This window comes from Saccharopolyspora spinosa NRRL 18395, assembly GCF_000194155.1.
In the GTDB taxonomy this organism is placed as follows: domain Bacteria; phylum Actinomycetota; class Actinomycetes; order Mycobacteriales; family Pseudonocardiaceae; genus Saccharopolyspora; species Saccharopolyspora spinosa.
Genome location: NZ_GL877879.1, coordinates 1,452,505 through 1,473,440 on the forward strand (window position 1 = coordinate 1,452,505; position 20,936 = coordinate 1,473,440).

General features: G+C 69.9%; 21 protein-coding genes. 7 read left to right on the forward strand and 14 right to left on the reverse strand.

Annotated elements, in window-relative coordinates; translation table 11 throughout:
* The 3 genes from SSPN_RS0125780 (at window position 1) to SSPN_RS0125790 (ending at window position 2,811) form a co-directional block, all read left to right on the forward strand.
* Window positions 1–936 (forward strand): ABC transporter ATP-binding protein, encoded by a 936-nt coding sequence (locus SSPN_RS0125780; RefSeq protein WP_010310695.1) that lies wholly within the window; start codon window positions 1–3, stop codon window positions 934–936.
* An 89-nt stretch (window positions 937–1,025) separates the two neighbouring features.
* Window positions 1,026–1,742, forward strand: coding sequence for an ABC transporter permease (locus SSPN_RS0125785; RefSeq protein WP_083822204.1), 717 nt, complete (start codon window positions 1,026–1,028; stop codon window positions 1,740–1,742).
* A gap of 106 nt (window positions 1,743–1,848) precedes the next feature.
* On the forward strand, window positions 1,849–2,811 hold the full coding sequence (locus SSPN_RS0125790; RefSeq protein WP_187764683.1) for a COX15/CtaA family protein: 963 nt from the start codon (window positions 1,849–1,851) through the stop codon (window positions 2,809–2,811).
* A gap of 12 nt (window positions 2,812–2,823) precedes the next feature.
* On the opposite strand, the gene SSPN_RS0125795 is transcribed toward SSPN_RS0125790, so the two are convergent.
* The 6 genes from SSPN_RS0125795 to SSPN_RS0125820 form a co-directional block, all read right to left on the reverse strand.
* On the reverse strand, window positions 2,824–3,456 hold the full coding sequence (locus tag SSPN_RS0125795; protein WP_029535721.1) for a response regulator: 633 nt from the start codon (window positions 3,454–3,456) through the stop codon (window positions 2,824–2,826).
* Window positions 3,449–4,684: a sensor histidine kinase gene (locus tag SSPN_RS0125800; RefSeq protein WP_010310703.1), complete on the reverse strand. Its 1,236-nt coding sequence runs from the start codon at window positions 4,682–4,684 to the stop codon at window positions 3,449–3,451. The genes SSPN_RS0125795 and SSPN_RS0125800 overlap by 8 nt, the downstream gene beginning before the upstream one ends.
* Window positions 4,685–4,716: 32 nt before the next feature.
* Window positions 4,717–5,460 (reverse strand): ABC transporter permease, encoded by a 744-nt coding sequence (locus SSPN_RS0125805; RefSeq protein WP_010310705.1) that lies wholly within the window; start codon window positions 5,458–5,460, stop codon window positions 4,717–4,719.
* An 18-nt stretch (window positions 5,461–5,478) separates the two neighbouring features.
* A complete protein-coding gene (locus tag SSPN_RS0125810; protein ID WP_010310707.1) occupies window positions 5,479–6,342 on the reverse strand; it encodes an ABC transporter ATP-binding protein in 864 nt (287 codons plus the stop codon).
* Window positions 6,343–6,437: 95 nt separating this feature from the next.
* Window positions 6,438–6,932 carry a GbsR/MarR family transcriptional regulator gene (locus tag SSPN_RS0125815; RefSeq protein ID WP_010310708.1) on the reverse strand — a complete coding sequence of 165 codons (495 nt, stop codon included), beginning with the start codon at window positions 6,930–6,932 and terminating at the stop codon, window positions 6,438–6,440.
* A gap of 112 nt (window positions 6,933–7,044) precedes the next feature.
* Entirely contained in the window at window positions 7,045–7,365 is a 321-nt protein-coding gene (locus tag SSPN_RS0125820; protein ID WP_010310712.1) for a hypothetical protein, read from the reverse strand.
* 181 nt (window positions 7,366–7,546) lie between these two features.
* Here SSPN_RS0125820 and SSPN_RS0125825 point away from each other — a divergent pair, with 181 nt between their 5' ends.
* On the forward strand, window positions 7,547–8,515 hold the full coding sequence (locus SSPN_RS0125825) for a quinone oxidoreductase family protein (protein WP_010310715.1): 969 nt from the start codon (window positions 7,547–7,549) through the stop codon (window positions 8,513–8,515).
* A gap of 93 nt (window positions 8,516–8,608) precedes the next feature.
* Here SSPN_RS0125825 and SSPN_RS0125830 read toward each other — a convergent pair whose 3' ends face one another.
* Window positions 8,609–9,544 carry a heme o synthase gene (locus tag SSPN_RS0125830; protein ID WP_010310718.1) on the reverse strand — a complete coding sequence of 312 codons (936 nt, stop codon included), beginning with the start codon at window positions 9,542–9,544 and terminating at the stop codon, window positions 8,609–8,611.
* Window positions 9,545–10,025: 481 nt separating this feature from the next.
* On the opposite strand from SSPN_RS0125830, the gene tkt reads away from it, so the two are divergent.
* The 3 genes from tkt to SSPN_RS0125845 all read left to right on the forward strand — a co-directional run bounded on the left by tkt (window position 10,026) and on the right by SSPN_RS0125845 (window position 15,337).
* Window positions 10,026–12,122, forward strand: a complete 2,097-nt coding sequence (gene tkt / locus SSPN_RS0125835) for a transketolase (RefSeq protein ID WP_010310720.1) — start codon at window positions 10,026–10,028, stop codon at window positions 12,120–12,122.
* Window positions 12,123–12,136: 14 nt separating this feature from the next.
* Window positions 12,137–13,243, forward strand: a complete 1,107-nt coding sequence (tal, locus tag SSPN_RS0125840) for a transaldolase (protein ID WP_010310722.1) — start codon at window positions 12,137–12,139, stop codon at window positions 13,241–13,243.
* A gap of 879 nt (window positions 13,244–14,122) precedes the next feature.
* Entirely contained in the window at window positions 14,123–15,337 is a 1,215-nt protein-coding gene (locus SSPN_RS0125845; protein WP_044574943.1) for a glycoside hydrolase family 10-like protein, read from the forward strand.
* 37 nt (window positions 15,338–15,374) lie between these two features.
* On the opposite strand, the gene SSPN_RS0125850 is transcribed toward SSPN_RS0125845, so the two are convergent.
* The 7 genes from SSPN_RS0125850 to SSPN_RS0125880 all read right to left on the reverse strand — a co-directional run bounded on the left by SSPN_RS0125850 (window position 15,375) and on the right by SSPN_RS0125880 (window position 20,918).
* A complete protein-coding gene (locus tag SSPN_RS0125850; protein ID WP_010310726.1) occupies window positions 15,375–15,599 on the reverse strand; it encodes a hypothetical protein in 225 nt (74 codons plus the stop codon).
* 39 nt (window positions 15,600–15,638) lie between these two features.
* Window positions 15,639–16,625 carry a bile acid:sodium symporter family protein gene (locus SSPN_RS0125855; protein ID WP_010310728.1) on the reverse strand — a complete coding sequence of 329 codons (987 nt, stop codon included), beginning with the start codon at window positions 16,623–16,625 and terminating at the stop codon, window positions 15,639–15,641.
* Between the two features lie 90 nt (window positions 16,626–16,715).
* Window positions 16,716–17,576 carry an isocitrate lyase/PEP mutase family protein gene (locus tag SSPN_RS0125860; protein WP_010310730.1) on the reverse strand — a complete coding sequence of 287 codons (861 nt, stop codon included), beginning with the start codon at window positions 17,574–17,576 and terminating at the stop codon, window positions 16,716–16,718.
* 484 nt (window positions 17,577–18,060) lie between these two features.
* Window positions 18,061–18,534 (reverse strand): ribonuclease E activity regulator RraA, encoded by a 474-nt coding sequence (gene rraA / locus SSPN_RS0125865; protein WP_010310731.1) that lies wholly within the window; start codon window positions 18,532–18,534, stop codon window positions 18,061–18,063.
* A 126-nt stretch (window positions 18,535–18,660) separates the two neighbouring features.
* Window positions 18,661–19,911: an RNA polymerase sigma factor gene (locus SSPN_RS0125870; RefSeq protein ID WP_010310732.1), complete on the reverse strand. Its 1,251-nt coding sequence runs from the start codon at window positions 19,909–19,911 to the stop codon at window positions 18,661–18,663.
* A 41-nt stretch (window positions 19,912–19,952) separates the two neighbouring features.
* Window positions 19,953–20,375, reverse strand: coding sequence for a YciI family protein (locus tag SSPN_RS0125875; RefSeq protein ID WP_010310733.1), 423 nt, complete (start codon window positions 20,373–20,375; stop codon window positions 19,953–19,955).
* 198 nt (window positions 20,376–20,573) lie between these two features.
* Window positions 20,574–20,918 (reverse strand): RNA polymerase-binding protein RbpA, encoded by a 345-nt coding sequence (locus tag SSPN_RS0125880; protein ID WP_010310734.1) that lies wholly within the window; start codon window positions 20,916–20,918, stop codon window positions 20,574–20,576.
* Between the last annotated feature and the right edge of the window lie 18 nt (window positions 20,919–20,936).

A 20,936-nucleotide genomic window follows, 5' to 3' on the forward strand; every position in this document is an offset into this window, starting at 1 on the left:
GTGAGCAACGCCGACAACCCGGCCGTCCGGTTGCGGGGGCTGAAGAAGCGCTTCGGCGACACCGTCGCCGTTGCCGGACTCGACCTGTGCCTGCCGCGCGGCAGCGTCCTGGCGCTGCTCGGGCCCAACGGCGCGGGCAAGACCACCACCGTCGAGATCTGCGAGGGCTTCCAACGCCCGGACGACGGCGAAGTGCGCGTGCTCGGGCTGGACCCACGCACCCAGTCCGAGGCGTTACGGCCCCGGATCGGCGTCATGCCGCAGGGCGGCGGCGCCTACCCAGGCGTGCGCGCCGACGAGATGCTGAACCTGATCGCCTCCTGCGCCGCCGACCCGCTGGACCCTGCGTGGCTGCTGGACGTGCTCGGCTTGGAGGGCGCCCGCCGCACCCCCTACAAGCGGCTCTCCGGCGGCCAGCAGCAGCGCCTGTCGCTGGCCTGCGCCCTGATCGGCCGCCCCGAGCTGGTGTTCCTCGACGAGCCCACCGCAGGACTGGACCCGCAGGCGCGGCGGCTGGTCTGGGACCTGGTCGGCGCGCTGCGCCGCGACGGGGTGAGCGTGCTGCTGACGACCCACCTGATGGACGAGGCCGAGGCGCTGGCCGACCGGGTGGTGATCGTCGACCACGGCCGAGCGGTCGCCGAGGGCACCGCGGCGGAGCTCACCGAACCCGAGGACGGCAGGCAGGAACTCCGGTTCCGCTCCCAGCCCGGGCTGGACCTGAAGCTGCTGCTGGCCGCGCTGCCGGAGGGCTGCGAGGCCACCGAGTTGCGCCCCGGCGACTACGTGGTGCGCGGCGTGGTCGACCCGCAGGTGGTGTCGACCGTGACCGCCTGGTGCGCCCAGCACGGCGTGCTCGCGCAGGAACTCCGGGTCAGCCGCCGCAGCCTGGAGGACGTGTTCCTGGAATTGACCGGACGGGAGCTGCGATCGTGAACGCCGAGACCAACGCTCCCGCCCAGCTCGGCGCCCAGTTCCCGCCGGGCACGTTCGCGCCGAAGCCCGGCCGCGGCGGCGCGGGCCGGATGCTGGCCGCGCAGACCAAGGTTGAGGCGCTGCTGATCATCCGGCACGGCGAGCAGGCGCTGCTGACGCTGATCATCCCGCTGGCGCTGCTGATCGGGCTGAGCACGCTGCACATCGGCACCCTGCCGGAGCCGCGGGTGAACTCGGTGATGCCGCGCATCCTGGCGTTGGCGGTGATGTCCACGGCGTTCACCGGGCAGGCCATCGCGCTCGGCTTCGACCGCCGCTACGGCGTGCTCAAGCGGCTGTCCGCGACGGCGCTGCCGCGCTGGACGCTGGTGTCCGGTCGAGTCCTGGCGACGCTGCTGGTCGTCGCTCTGCAGGCGGTCGTGCTGGGCGTCGCCGCGGCGCCGCTGGGCTGGTCGCCCGCGCTCGCCGGGCTGCTGCCCGCCATCCCGCTGCTGGTGCTGGGCACGCTCGCCTTCGGCGCGGCCGGGGTGCTGGTCGGTGGCTCGTTGCGGGCCGAGATCGTGCTCGCGCTGGCCAACGCGATCTGGTTCGTGCTGCTGCTCGCCGGTGGGTTGGCGCTGCCTGCGAGCGAGCTGCCCGGCCCGGTCGCTGCGGTCGCCGGCTTCCTGCCGTCCGGTGCCCTCGCGGAGGCATTGGACGCGGTGCTGGTCAACGGCACCCTGCCCGGCGTGCAGCCGGTCGCGGTGCTCGTGGCATGGGGCGCGGTGTGCGGCGCGGTGGCGATCCGGACCACCCGGCTGACCTGACCCGGGACTGCGGACAAAGCGCCGGAACGCAAGCCACTCTCACCGGCACCGCGTTGTCAAGCCCCTGCGGGTGGACGGTTTTCGGCGGCGTCCTACCATCGAGTCCGTGCCCACGGCCTCGATGACTTCCCGGATCTCCCACCCGTCGCCGCGCCTTGTGCGCGGTCTGGCAATCGCGGTGCTGGTGACGCAGGCGCTGATCTCGGTGACCGGCGTGATCGTCCGGGTGACCGGTTCCGGGCTCGGCTGCCCCACCTGGCCACAGTGCTTCCCAGGCAGCATGGTGCCCGTCGAGCACCCCGAGGTAGCGACCCTCCACCAGGTGATCGAGTTCGGCAACCGGCTGCTGACCGGCGTGATCGGGTTCATCGCGCTGGCCTGCCTACTGGCCGCATGGCGGTGCCTGCCCTACCGGAAGCGGCTGATCCGGCTGGCGCTGATCATGCCGCTGGGCGTGATCGCGCAGGCGATCATCGGCGGCATGACGGTGCGCGTCAACCTGGCCTGGTGGAGCGTGTCGATGCACTTCACGGCCTCGGCGGTGCTCATCTGGCTGGCCACGATCCTGGTCAAGGCGACCACCGAGGGCGACCGCGAACCGGTCGGCGTGGTGCCGCCGCCGATGCGCAAGCTGCTGGCCGCCCTGGTCGTGGTCACCGCGGCCGTGCTGGTCCTCGGCACCCTGGTCACCGCCTCCGGCCCGCACGCCGGCGACCCGGACACCCCGCGGCTGGACCTCCCGGTACCGACGATGGTGCAGGCCCACGGCCTGCTGGTGATGGCGTACGTACTGCTGCTCGCGGTGTTCGGCGTGTGGCTGCGCAGCGCCCGCCCGACCAAGGCGCTGCTGAAGACCTACGGCGCGGCGTGTGTGCTCGTGCTGGTGCAGGGCGGGATCGGCTCCGTGCAGTACTACCTCGGCGTCCCCGAGACGATGGTGGTCCTGCACGTGCTGGCGGCAACGCTGGTGATCATCGTGACCGCGATGCTCTGGTGTGAATCCCGCTACCGCGGGCCGCTGCCGGAGCCGACGCCCGAAGCCACGGCCAAGGAATCCGTCGCCGCCTGAACCCGCCGGACCTCAGCCGAGGATGCCGCGCTCGTAGGCGGCCGCGACCGCCGCGGCCCGGTCGTTGACCCCCAACTTGTCGTAGAGGTGGGTCAGGTGGGTCTTGACCGTCGCCTCGCTGACGAACAGGGCCGCGGCGATCTCGCGATTGGACCTGCCCTTGGCCACCAACCCCACGACCTCGCGCTCCCGCCCGCTCAACGGCTGCTCACCGGGCGTTCGCACGCGAGACACCAGGCGCGAGGCCACCGCCGGTGAGAGCACCGTCCGACCCGCCGCGGCCGCCCACACCCCGGCGAACAACTCATCGCGCAGCGCGTCCTTGAGCAGGTAGCCGGTGGCACCCGCCTCGATCGCGGCGAGGGTGTCGGAATCCGTGTCGTAGGTGGTGAGCACCAGCACCTTGCACCGGCAACCTCGCCGAACCAGCTCGGCGATCGCCGCCACCCCGCCACCGCCGGGCATCCGCAGGTCCATCAGGACCACGTCGGGATCCAGCTCCGCAGCCAGCGCGACCGCCGACGGCCCGTCGGCGGCCTCCCCCAAGACCTCGATGCCGGGCACCGAACCGAACATCCCACGCAAGCCGTCGCGCACGACGGGATGGTCGTCGACGATCAGCAACGTAATGACGCGGTCAGACATGGCGCACCAACGGTACGCGCGCCGAAACCGCGGTCCCCCGCCCGGTTTCGGACTCGATCTCGAAGGTGCCCGCCACCCGCTCCGCGCGGGCGCGCATGCCCCCCAGCCCGAAACCCCCGGCGCGTTCCCGGACAGTCACGCGATGCGGGTCGAAACCGCAACCGTCGTCGCGCACGTCGACGCTCACCTCGTCGTCCATGAAGGACAAAGTCACCCCAACCCTGGTCGCACCGGCGTGCCGCTCGGCGTTTACCAGCGCCTCCTGCGCGATGCGCAGCAGCGTCGCCTCGATCTCCCCGTGCAGGGCCTCGACCACGCCGGTCACGGTGAAATCGGCCCGCACCCCGGCGGCGGCCGACCACTGCTCGACGATCTTCTGCAGCGCCGTGGGCAGCTCGTCGTGCTCCAGCGCGCTGGGCGACAGGTTTTGCACGGACCGGCGCGCTTCACCGAGACCGTGGCGCGCCAGGTCCGCCGCCCGCTCCACATGGCTGCGGGCCACCGCCGGATCACCGCTGTCCACCGACGCCTGCAACTGCGTGACGATCCCGGCCAGGCTCTGCGCGATCGTGTCGTGGATCTCGGCGGCCAGCCGCCGGCGTTCGTCGTTGATCCCCGCTTCCCGCGCCTGCACCAGCAGTTGCGCGTGCAGCGCCGCGTTCTCCTCGTGAGCCCGCCGCAGCTGGGCGTTGGTCTGCTGGAGCTCGTCGATCATCGCCGCCTCGATCCTGGCGTTCTCGGTCCGCTGCATCTCCAGACGCCGGAAGAACAGCACGAGGCCGCCGTTAAGCGCGAACAGCACCGGCAGCGCGAACCAGCTCACCGCACTGGCCGGCGGGAGCCCACCCGACTGGGAGCCCGCCATGATCAACGCGGTGGCCAGCATCCCGGCGATCCCCACGCGCGGCGACAGCAGCCGCCCGGCGTCGAAGTAGCCGACCACCGCGTAGATCGCGAAGAACGGGTTGAGCCAGGTGAGCGCGAACGCGAGCACCCACCGCACCGTGAAGTAGACCCGGCCGAGCACACCCTTCGCGGGCTCGGCCGGTCGCACCTTCTCCCACCACAGCTGCAAGGCGAACGCCGCCAGGACCAACGCGGCCGAAGCCCGCGCTTCCCCGCCCGTCATCAACGCGTCCGCAGTGATGGCCGAAACGAGCGCTCCGGTGCCCAGCAGCGCGTACGGCGCCCACCGGTCCAGCCAATCCCTCCGCTCGGCCACCGTCACGCCCCCTCACCGGTCCGCCCGCTCACGCTCGACTACTCCCACCGGAACCAGCGCACCGCCCCGGCCAGAACGGCGGTCCAAACCACCACGACCGCCAGGTGCGACCAGCTCGGCCAGCCTCCTCCGGCCGCCTCACCCAGCGCCAGCGACGCCGCCCCCAGGGGCGTCAACGAGACGATGCGCTGCAGGAGGTCCGGCATCGCCTGCACCGGGATCCACACCCCCGCACTGAACATCATCATGATGAACGCCACCGAGCCGATCGCGCCCGCGGCCTTCGCGTTCCGCGCCACCGCGGACAGCGCGGCACCCAGCGCGAGCACGCTGAGCGCGGTGAGGACCATGATCAGGGCGTACCCGGCGAACTGGTCGGGCAAGGCGACGTCGAACGCGAGGCGACCAACGCCGATCGCCAGCACCGCCGAGCCCAGCATGGCGATGCCGTGCAGCCCGATCTGCGCGGCCAGCAGGGCGGTGGGCCGCAGCGGGGTGGTCGACATGCGGCGGAGGATGCCGCGCTCCCGGTAACCGGCCAGCACCGGCGGCATGGCCTGGACACCGGCCATGATCATGGCCATGAGCAGCGCCACCGGGACGTAGAGATCGATGACCCGCAGGCCGCCGTAGTTCGGGTTGGCCTCCCGGAAAGCCGGGATGAGGCCGAGGATCGTCAGCAGCGCGGTGGGCGCGACCGACATCCAGAACAGGTTCCCCGGCTCGCGGGCGAACAGCCTGGCCTCCGTCCGGAAGACGGCGATTGATGTTGATGCGGCCACGTCAGGCGTCCTTTCCAGTCAGGTCGAGGAAGGCTGCGTCGTGTCGGTGACGCGCAGCTCGTGCGCGGTGATCCCCCGCCTGGCCAGCAGCGCGAGCACCGCGCTGACCGTGGTGTCCGTTCCGCTGATGACCAGCCGGGCGCCCTCGTGCCGGACCGATGCCACGTCCGGCACCATCGCCAGCTCGTCCTCGTCGACCGGTCCCGAGGGTACGAAGGAGATGACGGTGGGCGCGTCGGCGCGGCCGATGAGCGCGGCCGGGGAGTCGATCGCCACCACCCGGCCGCAGTCGAACACCGCGACCCGGTCGCACAGCCGCTGGGCCTCCGCCAGCACGACGCTCCCGCCGCCCGCGCGCACGTCCTCGATCAGCCGCCAGGTGTCCCGCCGGGCCCTCGGGTCCAGGCCCGTGGTGAGCTCGTCGAGCACCACCACCTCGGGATTGCCGATCAGCGCCAGCGCGATGAACAGCCGCTGCTGCCGGCCCCCGGAGAGCCTGCCGAACCGGGTCCCCAGATCCCCGGCCAGCCCGAGCCGCTCCGCGAGAACCCGCCAGTCCGCGGGTCGCCGGTAGAAAGCGGCGTAGAGCTCCAGCGCCTCACGCACGGTGATCTTGGGTTGCAGCTGGGATTCCTGCAGCTGCGCACCCAGAATCCGGGTGAGCTCGTCGCGGTCGGCTGCCGGGTCGAGCCCGGCGACGCGCACCGTCCCCGCGTCGGGTGTCCGCAGGCCTTCGATGCATTCGACGGTGGTGGTCTTGCCCGCACCGTTGGGGCCGAGGATCCCGAAGATCTCGCCCTCTTCGACGGTGAAGCCCACACCGTCCACGACGGGTGTTCCGGCGTAGGACTTGCGCAGCCCGTCGACTTCGATGATCGCCATGCAGCGAGTCTCGCGGGAGGCCGCGCCGCGGGACATCGGCCGGCTCGCTCGAACCGGCATCAACCGATCGGCCGATGCCGCCATCCGCCGGCCGGTCAGAAACGCAGCTTGGGTTTGCCTTCGCGTTCCCAGCGGCGCCACAGCTCCGGCATCTCGCCGGACAGCCACTGGTAGAACTCGTTCACCGTGCGCAGGCGGCGGGCCCGTTCGCCCTGGCCGCTGAACATCCGCAGGCCGTGCGCGGTGAGCTCTTCCAGCGCGGTGACCCGCTCCATGCGCTGGCGCACCAGCGCCGGCCAGCGGTCCTCCTCCACCTGGTACAGCGCCGCCTCGCGACCCTGCCGGGTCGTCTTGGAGATCACCCCGAGCCGCATCAGCAGCCGCACGTTCGTGCTGATCGATCCGGTGCTCGCGGCCAGCGCGTGGGACAGCTCCGCGGCGGTGCGCTCCGGCGGGTCGCAGACCAGCAGGAACGCCAGGATCCGACCGGCGATCAACGGCATGGCCTCGCTGGCCTCGAAGTGCGCCGCCATCTGCTCGATCCACTCCGACATGGCGGGCCGGTCGGTGCGCTGCAAGTAGTCTGACACGACGGCTCCAAGTGATCGAGTTTAGTCTCCGCTGAAAACATAGACCACAGCGAAGGATTCGACCAAGCAGCGATCAACGGCGTGTCGAACATCCAGCGCGAGACGCGCGACGTCACCGCGCCCGGGGACCGGCCATCTTCCGCCGGTGCGCGGGCCCGATCTTCAGCGCCGCGACCGTCTCGCCGTCCCACTCGTGCGGCGACAGCCCATCGACGGCCTCGACGAGGGCCTCCCCCGCAGCCACGTCGGGCACCAGCACGTCGCCCATCAGGCCGTCCTCGCCGATCAGCACGATCCGGGCACCCGTCCGCCCCAGGTTCTCCACCACCGCGCGCGCAGACCCGCCGTGCGCGGCGACGAACGCCGTCGCCACGGCGATCGCCTTCGGCGACGGTGCGGTGGTCTCTTCGGTGTGCTTCTCGGCAGCCGTCATGTCCGGAATCCTAAACACGACTCACCACCGGGCGGCAGCTCCGTTGCGCACGACACCCGCGCGATCAACGGGCGGCACCTCGTCCGACGGGCATCATTTCGGCTGTCGGGTGCTCGCGGGGGAAGATCGGACCGAGGTGCGGAGTTGCACCCGTCGAACGACGACAGGCGGAGGAGAGAGCATGCGCGCGATTCGCGTGGCGGCGAACGGCGGACCCGAGGTCCTGGAGTACAGCGAAGCCGAGCTGCCCGACCCGGGGCCCGGCCAGCTGCTGGTCGAGGTCGCCGCGGCCGGGGTCAACTTCATCGATACCTACCAGCGCAGCGGGGTCTACTCGATGACGCTGCCGTTCACGCCCGGCTCGGAGGGCGCGGGCAAGGTCGTCGCGGTCGGCCCCGACGTGACCGGCTTCGGCGTCGGCGACCGCATCGCCTGGGCGATGGTCCCGGGCAGCTACGCCGAGCGGGCGCTGGTGCCCGCCGACAAGGCGGTGCGGGTGCCGGACGGGGTGGACGACCAGACGGCGGCGGCCGCGTTCCTGCAGGGACTGACCGCGCACTACCTGATCACCTCGACCTACCCGGTGCGCACCGGCGAGACCGCCCTGGTGCACGCCGCGGCCGGCGGCATGGGCATGCTGCTGACCCAGCTGATCAAGTCGCGCGGCGCGAACGTGATCGGCACGGTTTCCACGCCGGAGAAGGAGGAGCTGGCCCGGGAGGCTGGCGCCGACGAGATCATCCGCTACACCGAGGCGGACGTGGTCGAGGAGGTCAAGGACCTCACCGACGGGCGCGGCGTGGACGTGGTCTACGACGGCGTCGGCAAGACCACCTTCGACGCGAGCCTGGCCAGCCTGCGGCCGCGCGGCATGCTCGCGCTGTTCGGCGCGTCCAGCGGCCCGGTGCCGCCAGTCGACCCGCAGCGGCTGAACGCGGCGGGATCGGTGTTCCTGACCCGCCCGAGCCTCGCGCACCACATCCTGACCCGCGACGAGCTGGACTCGCGGGCCAACGAGCTGTTCGGCTGGATCGCCAGCGGCACCCTCAAGATCCGCATCGGCGGCACCTACCCGCTGCCGGACGCCCACCGCGCGCACGAGGATCTGGAAGGCCGCCGCACCACCGGAAAGCTCCTCCTCCTGCCGTGACCACCGCGCACGTTCGCAATTTCAATGGAAATCGAAGGTCTGATTTCCATTGAAATTGCGGACACCCGCAACCGGACGAGCGCGGAAACGCGATCAGAACGGCCAGCCCAGCACGGGCAGGCTCAGCGCGGAGTCCACCGCGAGGGCCACGCACACGATCATCAAGTACGTGTTGGACATGTGGAACAGCTTCATCGGCTTGGTCTTCTCGCCGCGCTTGGTAGCGGCATGCAGCCGGTGCGCGAGGAACAGGAACCACGCCCCGGAGAGGACCGCGAACGCCGCGTAGAGCCACCCGGTCGCCGGGACCAGCAGCAGCGTCCACGCCACCATCAGCCAGGTGAACACCACGATCTGCCGCGACACGTACGTCGGCTGCGCCACCACCGGCAGCATCGGGACGCCGGCGCGCTCGTAGTCGTCCTTGTACTTCATCGCCAGCGACCAGGTGTGCGGCGGCGTCCAGAAGAAGATCACGCCGAACATCACCAGCGCCGGCCAGTCCACCCGGCCGGTCACCCCGGCCCAGCCGATCACCACCGGCATGCAGCCCGCGGCGCCACCCCAGACGATGTTCTGCGCGGTGCGCCGCTTGAGCACCAGTGTGTAGACGAAGACGTAGAACAGGATCGTGCCGACGGCCAGCGAAGCGGCCAGCAGGTTCGTCGTCGCCCACAGCCAGCCGAAGGACCCGGCGCCGAGCACGATGCCGAAGACCAGGGCGTGCCGGGTGGACACCGTGTGCCGCACCAGCGGGCGGGCCCGGGTGCGTTTCATCACCTGGTCGATGTCGGCGTCCGCGACACAGTTCAGCGCGTTCGCGCTGCCCGCCGCCGCGGTGCCGCCGATCAGCGTGGCGAGCACCAGCCACGGCGACGGTATGCCCCGCGCGGCCAGCAGCATCGCCGGGATGGTGGTCACCAACAGCAGCTCGATGACTCGCGGTTTGATCAGCCCCGCATAGGCTTTCAGCAGCTCAGCGGGCCGCCGAGCGTGCCGTGTCCGGGGGGCGTCGACGACGGTGGTCACGACGCTGCGCTCACCGACGGCATGGCACTCCTAAGGCGTTTCGGACGACCTGGCACAACCCGGACCGAGCCGAATTGGACCGACCATGAATAGTAGGCGCGCTACTGAACGCGGCCTCGCGCGGGTCATCGCCGGGGCCTCGCGCCGGGCCCGGTGGCCCTGGTCACGCCCCGTTCCCGCTATCCTGATCGGGTTCCCGCCGGACCGGGAACGGTTGCCTTTCAGCGCGAAATCGCAGGGCACGGGCAGGCAGCAGCCGAGTCTCCGGCGTCACCCGGACGGCGTAACCGTGGTCTCCCAGGCGCAGTGCGGGCGCCGCCGCTGCCCGCTCCCGGTGGGCGGGGAAACACCAATGCAGACGGGTCGGCACGTGGCTGATCGGACACGACTAGGCTGCCCGTCGGACGAGGGATAACCGCGGTTCGAATCGGTCCAGCAGCGACCGCATTGACCGCGCCGAGGGAAAACTGGAGCTGCGTCCGTGTCCGTCACCGACGACCTTGCCCGCTTGACCACCAAGCACCTGCCCGAAGGCTGGACCGAACTGGACCAGCGCGCGGTGGACACCGCCCGCGTGCTGGCCGCCGACGCAGTGGAGAACTGCGGTAGCGGTCACCCAGGCACCGCGATGAGCCTGGCGCCCGCCGCCTACGCGCTGTTCCAGCGCGTCATGCGGCACGACCCCAGCGACCCGGACTGGATCGGCCGCGACCGGTTCGTGCTGTCGGCCGGGCACTCGAGCCTGACGCTGTACGTGCAGCTGTTCCTGGCCGGCTACGGCCTGGAGATCGACGATCTGAAGTCGCTGCGCAAGTGGGGCTCGAAGACGCCGGGCCACCCCGAGTACGGGCACACCGACGGCGTCGAGACCACCACCGGCCCGCTGGGCCAGGGCCTGGCCACCGCGGTCGGGATGGCGATGGCCGCCCGCCGCGAGCGCGGCCTGTACGACCCGGCGGCCGCCGCGGGTGAAAGCCCGTTCGACCACCACATCTACGTGATCGCCTCCGATGGCGACATCGAGGAGGGCATCACCTCCGAGGCGTCGTCGCTGGCCGGGACCCAGCAGCTGGGCAACCTCACGGTGATCTACGACGCGAACGAGATCTCCATCGAGGACGACACCCGCATCGCGCTGTCCGAGGACACCGCCAAGCGGTACGAGTCCTACGGCTGGCAGGTCCTCGTGGTGCACGGCGGCGAGGACGTCAAGGGCCTGCTGGAGGCCATCGAGTCGGCCAAGGCCGAGACCTCCCGCCCGACCCTGATCGTGCTGCGCACGGTGATCGGCTACCCGGCCCCGACCAAGATGAACACCGGCAAGGCGCACGGCGCCGCGCTGGGTGCCGACGAGGTCGCCGGGGTCAAGCAAGCGCTGGGCTTCGACCCGGAGCAGTCCTTCCAGGTGGACGCCGACGTGCTGGCCCACGCCCGCGAGGCCGGCGCCCGGGGCAAGGCCGCGCGCGCCGAGTGGCAGGTCGCCTTCGACGAGTGGGCGGCGGCCAACCCGGAGCGCAAGGCGCTGCTGGACCGGCTGACCACCCGCGAGCTGCCCGCCGGCTGGCAGGAGAAGCTGCCGACCTGGGAGGCCGACGGCAAGGGCGTCGCCACCCGCAAGGCCTCCGGTGAGGTCCTCAACGCGCTGGCCGACGTGCTGCCCGAACTGTGGGGCGGCTCGGCCGACCTGGCGGAGAGCAACAACACCACGATGAAGGGCGCCGACTCGTTCGGCCCGGAGTCGATCTCCACCAGCACCTGGAACGCCAACCCGTACGGCCGGACGCTGCACTTCGGCATCCGCGAGCACGCGATGGGCGCGATCCTCAACGGCATCGCGCTGCACGGCGGCACCCGCCCCTACGGCGGCACCTTCCTCGTGTTCAGCGACTACATGCGCCCGGCCGTCCGGCTGGCCGCGCTGATGAAGACCCCGGTCATCTTCGTGTGGACGCACGACTCGATCGGCCTGGGCGAGGACGGCCCGACGCACCAGCCGATCGAGCACGTCGCCTCGCTGCGCGCGATCCCCGGCTTCTCGCTGGTCCGCCCGGCGGACGCCAACGAGACCGTGGCCTCGTGGAAGGCGATCCTGGAGGACCCGAGCGGCCCCGCCGGCCTGGCGCTGACCCGCCAGGGCGTGCCGACGCTGGAGGGCGTGGACGCCGACGGCGTCGCCAAGGGCGGCTACGTGCTGACCGAGGCCGGCAACGGCAAGCCCGAGCTCGTGCTGATCGGCACCGGTTCCGAGGTCCAGTTGGCCGTCGAGGCCAGGAAGATCCTGGAGGCCGACGGCGTTGCCACCCGCGTGGTGTCGATGCCTTGCGTCGAGTGGTTCGACGCGCAGGACGAGGCCTATCGCGAGTCGGTGCTGCCGGGTGCGGTCAAGGCCCGCGTCTCGGTGGAGGCCGGCATCGCCATGCCCTGGTACCGGTTCGTCAAGGACGCCGGTGAGTCGGTGTCCATCGAGCACTTCGGCGCCTCGGCCGACTACAAGACCCTTTACAACGAGTTCGGCATCACCGCCGACGCCGTTGTCGCGGCGGCCCGGCGCAGCCTGAGCAACGCCCAGCAGGCGTGAGCGGAGGAATTTCCTTGACCACCAACCCGAACCTCAAGGCGCTCAGCGAGGCCGGGGTTTCGATCTGGCTGGACGACCTGTCCCGGCAGCGGATCTCCTCGGGCAACCTCGCCAAGCTGATCACCGACCAGGCGGTCGTCGGCGTCACGAGCAACCCGACGATCTTCGCCAACGCGCTGTCCAACGCCGCCGACTACACCGAGAAGGTGCGCGAGCTGGCGGCCCGCGGCGCGAGCGTCGACGACACGGTGCGCGAGCTGACCACCGCGGACGTCCGGGACGCGGCGGACATCTTCCGCAACGCCTACGAGTCCACCGGCGGCGTCGACGGCCGGGTCTCGCTGGAGGTCGACCCGCGGCTGGCGCACGACACCGAGCGCACCGTGGCCGAGGCCGTGGACCTGTGGAAGGCCGTGGACCGGCCGAACCTGATGGTCAAGATCCCGGCCACCGTGGAGGGCCTGCCCGCGATCACGCGCGTGCTCGCGGAGGGCATAAGCGTCAACGTCACGCTGATCTTCTCGGTGCAGCGCTACCGCGACGTGATGGAAGCCTTCCTGGCCGGCTTGGAGCAGGCCAAGGCAGGCGGTCACGACATCGCCCAGATCTCCTCGGTCGCGTCGTTCTTCGTGTCCCGGGTGGACACCGAAATCGACAAGCGGCTGGAGAAGTTCGCCGGTGGTGAGGAGCTGCGCGGCAAGGCCGCGATCGCCAACGCGCGGCTGGCCTACGCGGCCTACGAGGAGGCCTTCGGCACCGAGCGCTGGAAGGCGCTAGAGGCCGCCGGGGCGAAGGCACAGCGTCCGCTGTGGGCGTCCACCGGAGTGAAGGACCCGGCCTACTCCGACACGCGCTACGTGGACGAGCTGGTCGCGCCGAACACGGTGAACACCATGCCGGAGGCGACCCTGAAGGCCACCGCCGACCACGCCGACGTGCGCGGCGACACGGTCACCGGCACGGCCGCCGCCTCCAAGCAGGTTTTCGACGACCTCGCCAAGATCGGCATCGACCTCGACGACGTGTTCGCGGTGCTGGAGAGCGAGGGCGTCGAGAAGTTCGAGAAGTCCTGGACCGAACTGCTGGAGACCGTGGGCCAACAGCTGGACCAGGCGAAGTAAACAACCGCCGAAGTTTCCGGGAAATCCGGGCCGGTGCGCACCTGCCGCACCGGCCCGGATCGGCGACACTGTGGTCGAAATTCAATTCCTATCGAGCGAGCGCTGACGGAACTAAGTGACTCCGCCCTACCGCTATGAAGCGGATGTGGCTTCACTCTCAACCCGACGGTTGAGATCCGGACAAGCCCTGCCCGCCTCCCAATGGAAGAAACCGAATCTACCGGATCTTGAGAGGAGGAGTAGCGCGGGGACGAATAAGCCATCCCCCGTCGGCGAACGCCGATGGTCCCCTCGCTACATATCACTGATGGCATCCGAAACTTCTGTCGACATTTCCGATGTGGCGCTAGCGGCCGAGGCCCGACCGCTGGTCGAGCGCCAACAACATCGCCCACACCATCCAGAGCGGAGCGACCCGCGCCCTGTGCGGTGTTCCCCTCACCAGCTTGTTCCCACAAAACCCGCAGCGTCCCGCGCCAACGCCGTGCTCGTCCTGCCCAGCGAAACTCGCGCGACTGCGAAGAAAGGCGGACGCCCGATGACCGCCATCGCGATGGCCGGACTTCCGGTTCGCACCTCCCACGTAGCCGTGCTCCACGAACTGCGTCCTCCCCGGTTGACTGGTTCCCCAAGAACACCGGCAAAGGGTCACGCATGAACGTCACCCAACCCACGACGGCATGTTCCGCTGCGGCTGCCCTTCGCCTTCGGCGCTTACTGACGTGCCGCGAAGCCGTCGGTTCCGGCGGGGTTCGGACCGCGTCCGGCCAGGACCACCAGATCAGGTGACGTGGTAATGCCTCGCCGCTGCAGCGCGGGAAGGGCGTTGGTCGTACCCTTTGGCGCGCAGTTGTCGATCAACGGCGAAGGCGAGCTGGGATGACCCGCACTCAGGGATTGCGTCGCCTCCGGGCGGACGTGTTGGGCTTGGCGCTGGGATTGGTGGCGATCCTCCTCGGGGTCCTCGGCACCACCGGGGCCGCGGCGAAGGCGCCGAGCACCGCGATGCGCGGGATGTGGATCGCCAGCGTCGCGAACATCGACTGGCCGAGCAAGCCGGGGCTTTCCGCCGCCCAGCAGCAGGACGAGTACCGCAAGCGGCTCGACCAGGCCGTCGCGAACAAGCTCAACGCCGTGTTCGTCCAGGTGCGACCGACGGCCGACGCGTTCTGGCCGTCGCCGCTCGAGCCGTGGTCGCACTGGTTGACCGGCCGGCAGGGCCAGAACCCGGGTTACGACCCGCTGCGGTTCATGATCGACGAGACGCACCAGCGGGGCCTGCAGTTCCACGCCTGGTTCAACCCGTACCGGATCAGCATGACGGACGATCCGCAGGCCCTCGTCCCGGAACACCCGGCGCGCAAGCACCCGGAGTGGACGTTCGCCTACGGCGGCAAGCTGTACTACGACCCCGGTGTGCCGCAGGCCCGGGCGTTCGTGACCGACGCGATCATGAACGCGGTCGAGAACTACGACGTCGACGGCGTGCACCTCGACGACTACTTCTACCCGTACCCGGTCAAGGGCCAGCAGATCCCGGACGAGAAGACCTTCGCCGAGCACGGCAAGGACTTCGCCGACATCGCGGACTGGCGGCGGCACAACGTCGACCAGTTGGTGTCCGGCCTGGACGCCCGGGTGCACCAGGCGAAGCCGGGCACGGCGTTCGGCGTCAGCCCGTTCGGGATCTGGCGCAACGCAGCCAGCGAGCCGGCCGGCTCGGACACCAAGGGCCTGGAGTCGTACTCGGCGATCTACGCCGACACCCGCAAGTGGGTGCGGGAGGGCTGGGTCGACTACATCGCCCCGCAGGTCTACTGGCAGATCGGCCACCCGGCCGCCGACTACGCCGCCCTGATCCCGTGGTGGTCCAAGACCGTCTCGGGCACCGGCGTGGACCTCTACATCGGCCAGGCGGCGTACCGGGTCGGCAGCGAGGGGTGGACCGATCCCGGGGAGCTTTCCGCTCACCTGAGCCTCAACAGCAAGCACCGCGGCGTCAAGGGCGACATCTACTTCAGCGCCAGGTCTCTGGCCACCAACGCCGCCGAAGGCATGGCCCGGGTGGTTCGCGAGCACTACGCGGATCAGTAGCGGTCCACACCGGCGCGAGTCCGGTGTGGACGGTCGGTCAGTTGTCGTTGTCGGATCCGGCGCTGCCATCGCCGGAGTTGAAGTTGAGCGTCCGGTCGACCTCGATCAGGCTGTCGCCGTTGTTGCTGAACTGGACGAGCGCGACGCCCCTCGTGTCACTGTGCCCGTCGCTACTGGGCCCGGCGTGCGCCGTCCCGGCAGCGGTGGCCAGCAGGACCCCGGACATCGTCGCGAGACCCGCCGAACGGCCGAAAACCCGCATTGTAGAACTCCTTTCCGATTGATGAACTCGGTCGAGGCGTCAGCCGACGCCGACGGGTTCGGCCGCCTGCTTGGCGAAGCGGCGGGCCAGCCAGGCGCACCCGATCAGCTGTATCTGGTGGTAGACCATCAGCGGCAGCACCATCAACCCCAGCTCCGCGCTCCCGAACAGCACCGAGGCCATCGGCAGCCCACTGGCCAGGCTCTTGTTGGACCCACAGAAGACCAGCACGATGCGGTCGCCCCGGGAGAAGCCGAACCACCGCGCGAGCAGCGCGGTCCCGACGAGCGCCGCGACGAGCAGCGCGCCGCCGACGACGATGAGCACGCCGAATCCCGCCGGGCTGAGCTGCTGCCAGACACCGGAAACCGTTCCCTCGCTGAACGCCAGGTACACCACGGCCAGGATGACGCCGCGGTCCAGGAACCCGAGCACCCTGGCGCGGCGGCGGATCCACTCCCCGATCATGGGCCGCAGCAACTGTCCGATGCAGAAGGGCACGAGCAGGAGCAGGACGATGTCGCGCACCGCCAGCACGGTGAAACCCCCGGTGCTGCTGGTCATCAGCAGCCCCACCAGCAACGGGGTGAACAGCACGCCGAGCAGGTTGGAGAACGACGATCCGCAGATCGCCGCGGCCACGTTCCCGCCTGCCAACGAGGTGAAGGTGATCGCGGACTGCACCGTCGACGGCAGCAGGCACAGGAACAGCACCCCGAGGTACAGCGACTGCGGCAGCACCGCCGGCACCAGCACCGAACAAGCCATGCCAAGCAGCGGGAAGAGGACGAACGTGGTCATCAGGGTGGCCCCGTGGAGCTTCCAGTTCCGCAGCCCGTCCCAGGCCGCGGCGGTCGACAACCGGGCCCCGTAGAGGAAGAACAGGAACCCGATCGCCACCTTGACCGCCTGGCCCAGGACGAGGGCCGGCTCGCCGCGAACGGGCACCAGCACGGCCGTCACCGCCACCAGCAGCAGCGCGACCACGTACGGATCCGGGCGCGCTCGGGCGAGAATCCTGGTCATCGAGAGTTCAACTCCCCCGTCTTGAGCGACCACCGGCCGGCCGCGCCGGAAGCCACGGCCGGCCGACGGATGCGGATGTCCACCTCCCGATCACACGCCCAGCGGGACGCGCTTCGAGTGGTGCCTGCTGATGTTCTGCTCCAACAGGCCCTGCGCGGCCGCGATGCCGCCCCGGCCGTCCCGCACCTCTGGCAACCGCCCGTCCTGCCGGCGCAGTTCGCTGAGCGCCTCGTCGATCGCCTGCTGCGCGGCGAACAGGCACGGGGTGCTGTAGATCGCGACGTCGACCCCGAGGTCCTGCAGTTCCGGTAGCGACACGCGCGGCGACTTCCCGCCCGCGATCTGGTTGAACAGCAACGGCTTGTCGCCGATGACCTTGCGTACCTTCTCGATCCACTCGATGCTGCGCACCCCGTCCACCAGCAGCACGTCCGCGTCGGTCTCGGAGAGGGCCTCGGCGCGCCGCAGGATCTCCTTCTCCTCGGTGGCGTCCGTGCGGGCGACCACCACGAGGTCGCGCCTGGTGGCGAGGACGAGTTCGAGCTTGTCGAGGTACTCCTCCAGCGGGAGCACCTGCTTGCCGTCGACGTGGCCGCACCGGCGGGGCCGCTTCTGGTCCTCCAGGATCACGCCGGAGGCACCGATCAGTTCCAGCTGCTCGATCACGTGGCAGGCCACCTCGGGGTCGACGTAACCGTCGTCGATGTCCACCAGGAGGTGCTGCTGCGGGAAGGCGAGCCGCAGGCGCTGCACGAAACCGACGATGTCCGGCCACGCGATGAATCCGATGTCGGGCAATCCGTAATGAGAGGCGGCAAAGCCGAAACCGGAAATGAACATCCCGGAATAGTGCTTGGCGGAAATCGAGGCCGAGAACATGTCGTAGACACCGATTAGCGGGGTGATCTGGTCGGACAGGATTTCCCCGCGAAGCGCGGTTCCGTAGTTCAACTTTTCTCCCGTTCGTATCACTGGAGCATTCTGCGGCGGACGACGGGAGCAGCCGGAAGAACGGGTCGAACGACCCGCGTTCGGTGACGTATTGCTTCCTCCGTCCCAGCTCAGCGCCCCCGCCATCTCGCCACGGAGATTATTAGAACGGGACGGTAGAAAACAAATCACAAATGGGTGCAACCGGACATTAGCTCAATAGGAGCAGGCACCCGATGTCGGATCGATTTCCGGAACAAATTTCGGGAATGATCGTAACGCGCGAACCTCGCCGAAATAACGATGCGATAAATCGACGGGTGAACCTGACGAGGGCGCCGCGCGCCTGGAGACACCGGCCGCGCAGACCTGGTAGCCCGCGACGCGGCGCCGATTTGCGCCAACCAACCCAATCGGGCATCTCGTGACACACCGTCATCAACCGGTCGGAGCGGACTTCGCGCCCAGCCGCCCCGGCCGGCCACGACTCGCGTCCCGGCAGGCGCTACGGCTCGGTGATCACCACGACACCGTCCTGATCGGACACCACGTATTCGCCGGGGACGAACCGGATTCCGCCGAGCTCGACCACCTCGTCGACGGTGCCCTCACCGGTCTTGGTGCTCTTGCGCGGATTGGTGCCCAACGCCTTGACGCCGAAGTCCATCCCGGCCAGCACCGCCGAGTCCCGCACCGCGCCGTTGATGATGACCCCGCTCCAACCGCTGGATCGGCCGATCTCGGCGATCACGTCGCCGATCAGCGCGGTGTGCAACGAGCCGCGGCCGTCGATCACCAGCACCTGGCCGTCGCCCGGCTCGGACAGGACCTTCTTGAGCAGCGCGTTGTCCTGGAAGCAGGTAACCGTACGGACCCGGCCTTCGAACGCCGCGCGCCCGCCGAAGTTGCGGAACTGCACGTCGCAGCTGCGCACCTCTGGGCCTTCCCGGTCCGCCAGATCAGCCGTCGCCTGAGCCATGAGTCCTCCCGGTCACCGCTACGTGGACGGCGAGCGTACCCACCAGTAGCCGGGCCTCGCCCAGCGCCGCGATGAATGCCACACCCCGCCGCGCGCTTGATGCGCAGTTTCAATTGAAACTGCGCATCAAGCGCGAGATCGGGCGCGTTCGAGGAGCAGCGTTCGTTCGCGGGAGTTGGTGGCGAGGTCTGCGGCTCGTTCGAACTCGACGCGGGCCTCGTCCCGCCGACCGAGCTTGGCGAGCAGATCGCCGCGGACGCTGGGCAGCAGGTGGTAGCCCTGCAGCGATCCTTCGGCGGCCAGCTGGTCGACCAGGTGCAGGCCGTGCTCGGGACCGAACGCCATCGACACCGCCACCGCCCGGTTCAGTTCCACCACCGGCGACGGCGACACCTCGGACAACGCCTCGTAGAGCGCCGCGATGCGCGCCCAATCGGTCTCCCCCGGAGTCCGCGCCCGCGCGTGGCAAGCGGCGATCGCGGCCTGCAACGCGTACGGACCGGGCGCGCCGCCCAGTTCGTCGACCCGGGCGAGCGACGCCAGCCCACGCCTGATCAGCAGCCGGTCCCACCGGGAGCGGTCCTGTTCCAGCAGCAGCACCGGCTCGCCCGACGGCCCGACGCGCGCCGCGGCGCGGGACGCCTGGATTTCCAGCAGCGCCACCAGTCCGTGCACCTCAGGTTCGTCCGGCACGAGCCCGGCCACGATGCGCCCTAGCCGCAGCGCGTCCTCGCACAGCTCGGTCCGCATCCAGTCGTCGCCCGCGGTCACGGTATAGCCCTCGTTGAAGACGAGGTAGACGACCTCCAGCACCGACGGGAGGCGGGCCGCCAGTTCGTCGCCGCTCGGTGCTTCGAACGGAATCTTCTTTTTCGCCAAGGTTTTCTTGGCCCGCACGATGCGCTGGGCGATGGTCGCCTCCGGCACCAGGAACGCGCGGGCGATCTCTTTGGTCGTCAACCCGCACAGCACGCGCAGCGCCAACGCCACGCGCGCCTCGGTGGACAGCACCGGATGGCACGCCGTGAACACCAGGCGCAGCAGGTCGTCGCCGAAGTCCGGACCGGTGTCAACGTCGATCTCGACGGGCCGGGCGTGTTCGAGCTCGCGGCCGAGTTCGCCCTGCTTGCGCTCCAGGCGCTGGTTGCGGCGCAGCTGGTCGATGGCGCGGTGCTTGGCGGTGGACATCAGCCAAGCTCCCGGATTCGGCGGAACACCGGTGTCCGGCCATTTCTCCAGGGCGATGACCAGCGCGTCCTGCGCGAGTTCTTCGGCCAGGCCGACGTCCTGCACGAGCCGCGCAAGACCCGCGATGAGCCGGGCCGCCTCGATCCGCCAGACTGCCTCGATGGCGCGGTGCGCTTCGGAACCTGTCACCGCGCCATCTCAGCTTGCCGACCCCCAGGAGAGCAAGTGCGTCAGCCGATGCCGCCCTGCCTGCGCGCCTCCTCGCGCAGCTGGCGCTCGCGCTCGGCCTCCTCGGGCGTCAGCACGTCCGCCGCGAAGTCCTCGGCGGCGTAGACCTGCCGCACCTCGACCGGCGCCGGGCAGCGCTTGGCCCACTCCAGCATTTCGTCCCGGGACCGGACCTGGAGCAGCCAGAACCCGGCGATCAGCTCCTTGGTCTCGGCGAACGGACCGTCCACGACGGTCCGGCCGCCGCCGGTGGCGATCTGGGTGCGGAACCCCTTCGCGCTGGGGTGCAGCCCCTCGGCCGCCAGCAGCACGCCGGCCTTGACCAGCTCCTCGTTGTAGTCGGTCATCGCCTTGATGATCTCCTGGTCGGGCATCACGCCGGCTTCGCTGTCCTCGTTGGCCTTGACGATCATCAGGAATCGCATCGCGGGTCACTCCCTCGTCGGTGGCGCCCGGTCTCTCCGGCCGCTCACCAACGCATCGAACGAGCACCCCGGAAATCGACACGTCCGGCGAATTTTCTTCTGCGAATCCGCGCGGTCGACGAGATCGACGTCGACTGACCCCGGACAGCAACCGGGCCGGGCGGGCGATTTCTCGCCCACCCGGCCCGGTCAGTTGATTCAGCGGCCCTTGCGTTCGCGGAGCTTGGTCAGCGCTTCCTCCAGGATGGCCATCCCGTCGGCATCGCTGCGCCGCTCCTTCACGTACGCCAGGTGGCTCTTGTACGGCTCGTTTCGCCGCGCCTCGGGCGGTTTCTCCTGGTCCAAGCCCGCCGGCAGTCCGCAGCGCGGGCAGTCCCATTCCTCCGGCACCTCGGCGTCCATCGCGAACGACGGCCGGCTGTGGTGCGCGTTGGCGCACCAATAGTCGACCCGTTTGCGCGGCGCGGCTTCCCCCCGCTCCGACTCGCCTACCGTGGGGCCCGAGCCCACACGAGTGCCGCGAATGGCGTTACCACCAGTCATCCATCCTCACCCACCAAG

Excerpts from the sequence above, each read along its gene's own strand:
- SSPN_RS0125785 (WP_083822204.1), top strand. The coding sequence starts at position 1,026 with ATGCTGGCCGCGCAGACCAAGGTTGAGGCGCTGCTGATCATCCGGCAC.
- SSPN_RS0125795 (WP_029535721.1), bottom strand. The coding sequence starts at position 3,456 with ATGTCTGACCGCGTCATTACGTTGCTGATCGTCGACGACCATCCCGTC.
- SSPN_RS0125810 (WP_010310707.1), bottom strand. The coding sequence starts at position 6,342 with ATGGCGATCATCGAAGTCGACGGGCTGCGCAAGTCCTACGCCGGAACA.
- SSPN_RS0125820 (WP_010310712.1), bottom strand. The coding sequence starts at position 7,365 with ATGACGGCTGCCGAGAAGCACACCGAAGAGACCACCGCACCGTCGCCG.
- SSPN_RS0125825 (WP_010310715.1), top strand. The coding sequence starts at position 7,547 with ATGCGCGCGATTCGCGTGGCGGCGAACGGCGGACCCGAGGTCCTGGAG.
- SSPN_RS0125845 (WP_044574943.1), top strand. The coding sequence starts at position 14,123 with ATGACCCGCACTCAGGGATTGCGTCGCCTCCGGGCGGACGTGTTGGGC.
- SSPN_RS0125850 (WP_010310726.1), bottom strand. The coding sequence starts at position 15,599 with ATGCGGGTTTTCGGCCGTTCGGCGGGTCTCGCGACGATGTCCGGGGTC.
- SSPN_RS0125855 (WP_010310728.1), bottom strand. The coding sequence starts at position 16,625 with ATGACCAGGATTCTCGCCCGAGCGCGCCCGGATCCGTACGTGGTCGCG.
- rraA (WP_010310731.1), bottom strand. The coding sequence starts at position 18,534 with ATGGCTCAGGCGACGGCTGATCTGGCGGACCGGGAAGGCCCAGAGGTG.
- SSPN_RS0125875 (WP_010310733.1), bottom strand. The coding sequence starts at position 20,375 with ATGCGATTCCTGATGATCGTCAAGGCCAACGAGGACAGCGAAGCCGGC.
- SSPN_RS0125880 (WP_010310734.1), bottom strand. The coding sequence starts at position 20,918 with ATGACTGGTGGTAACGCCATTCGCGGCACTCGTGTGGGCTCGGGCCCC.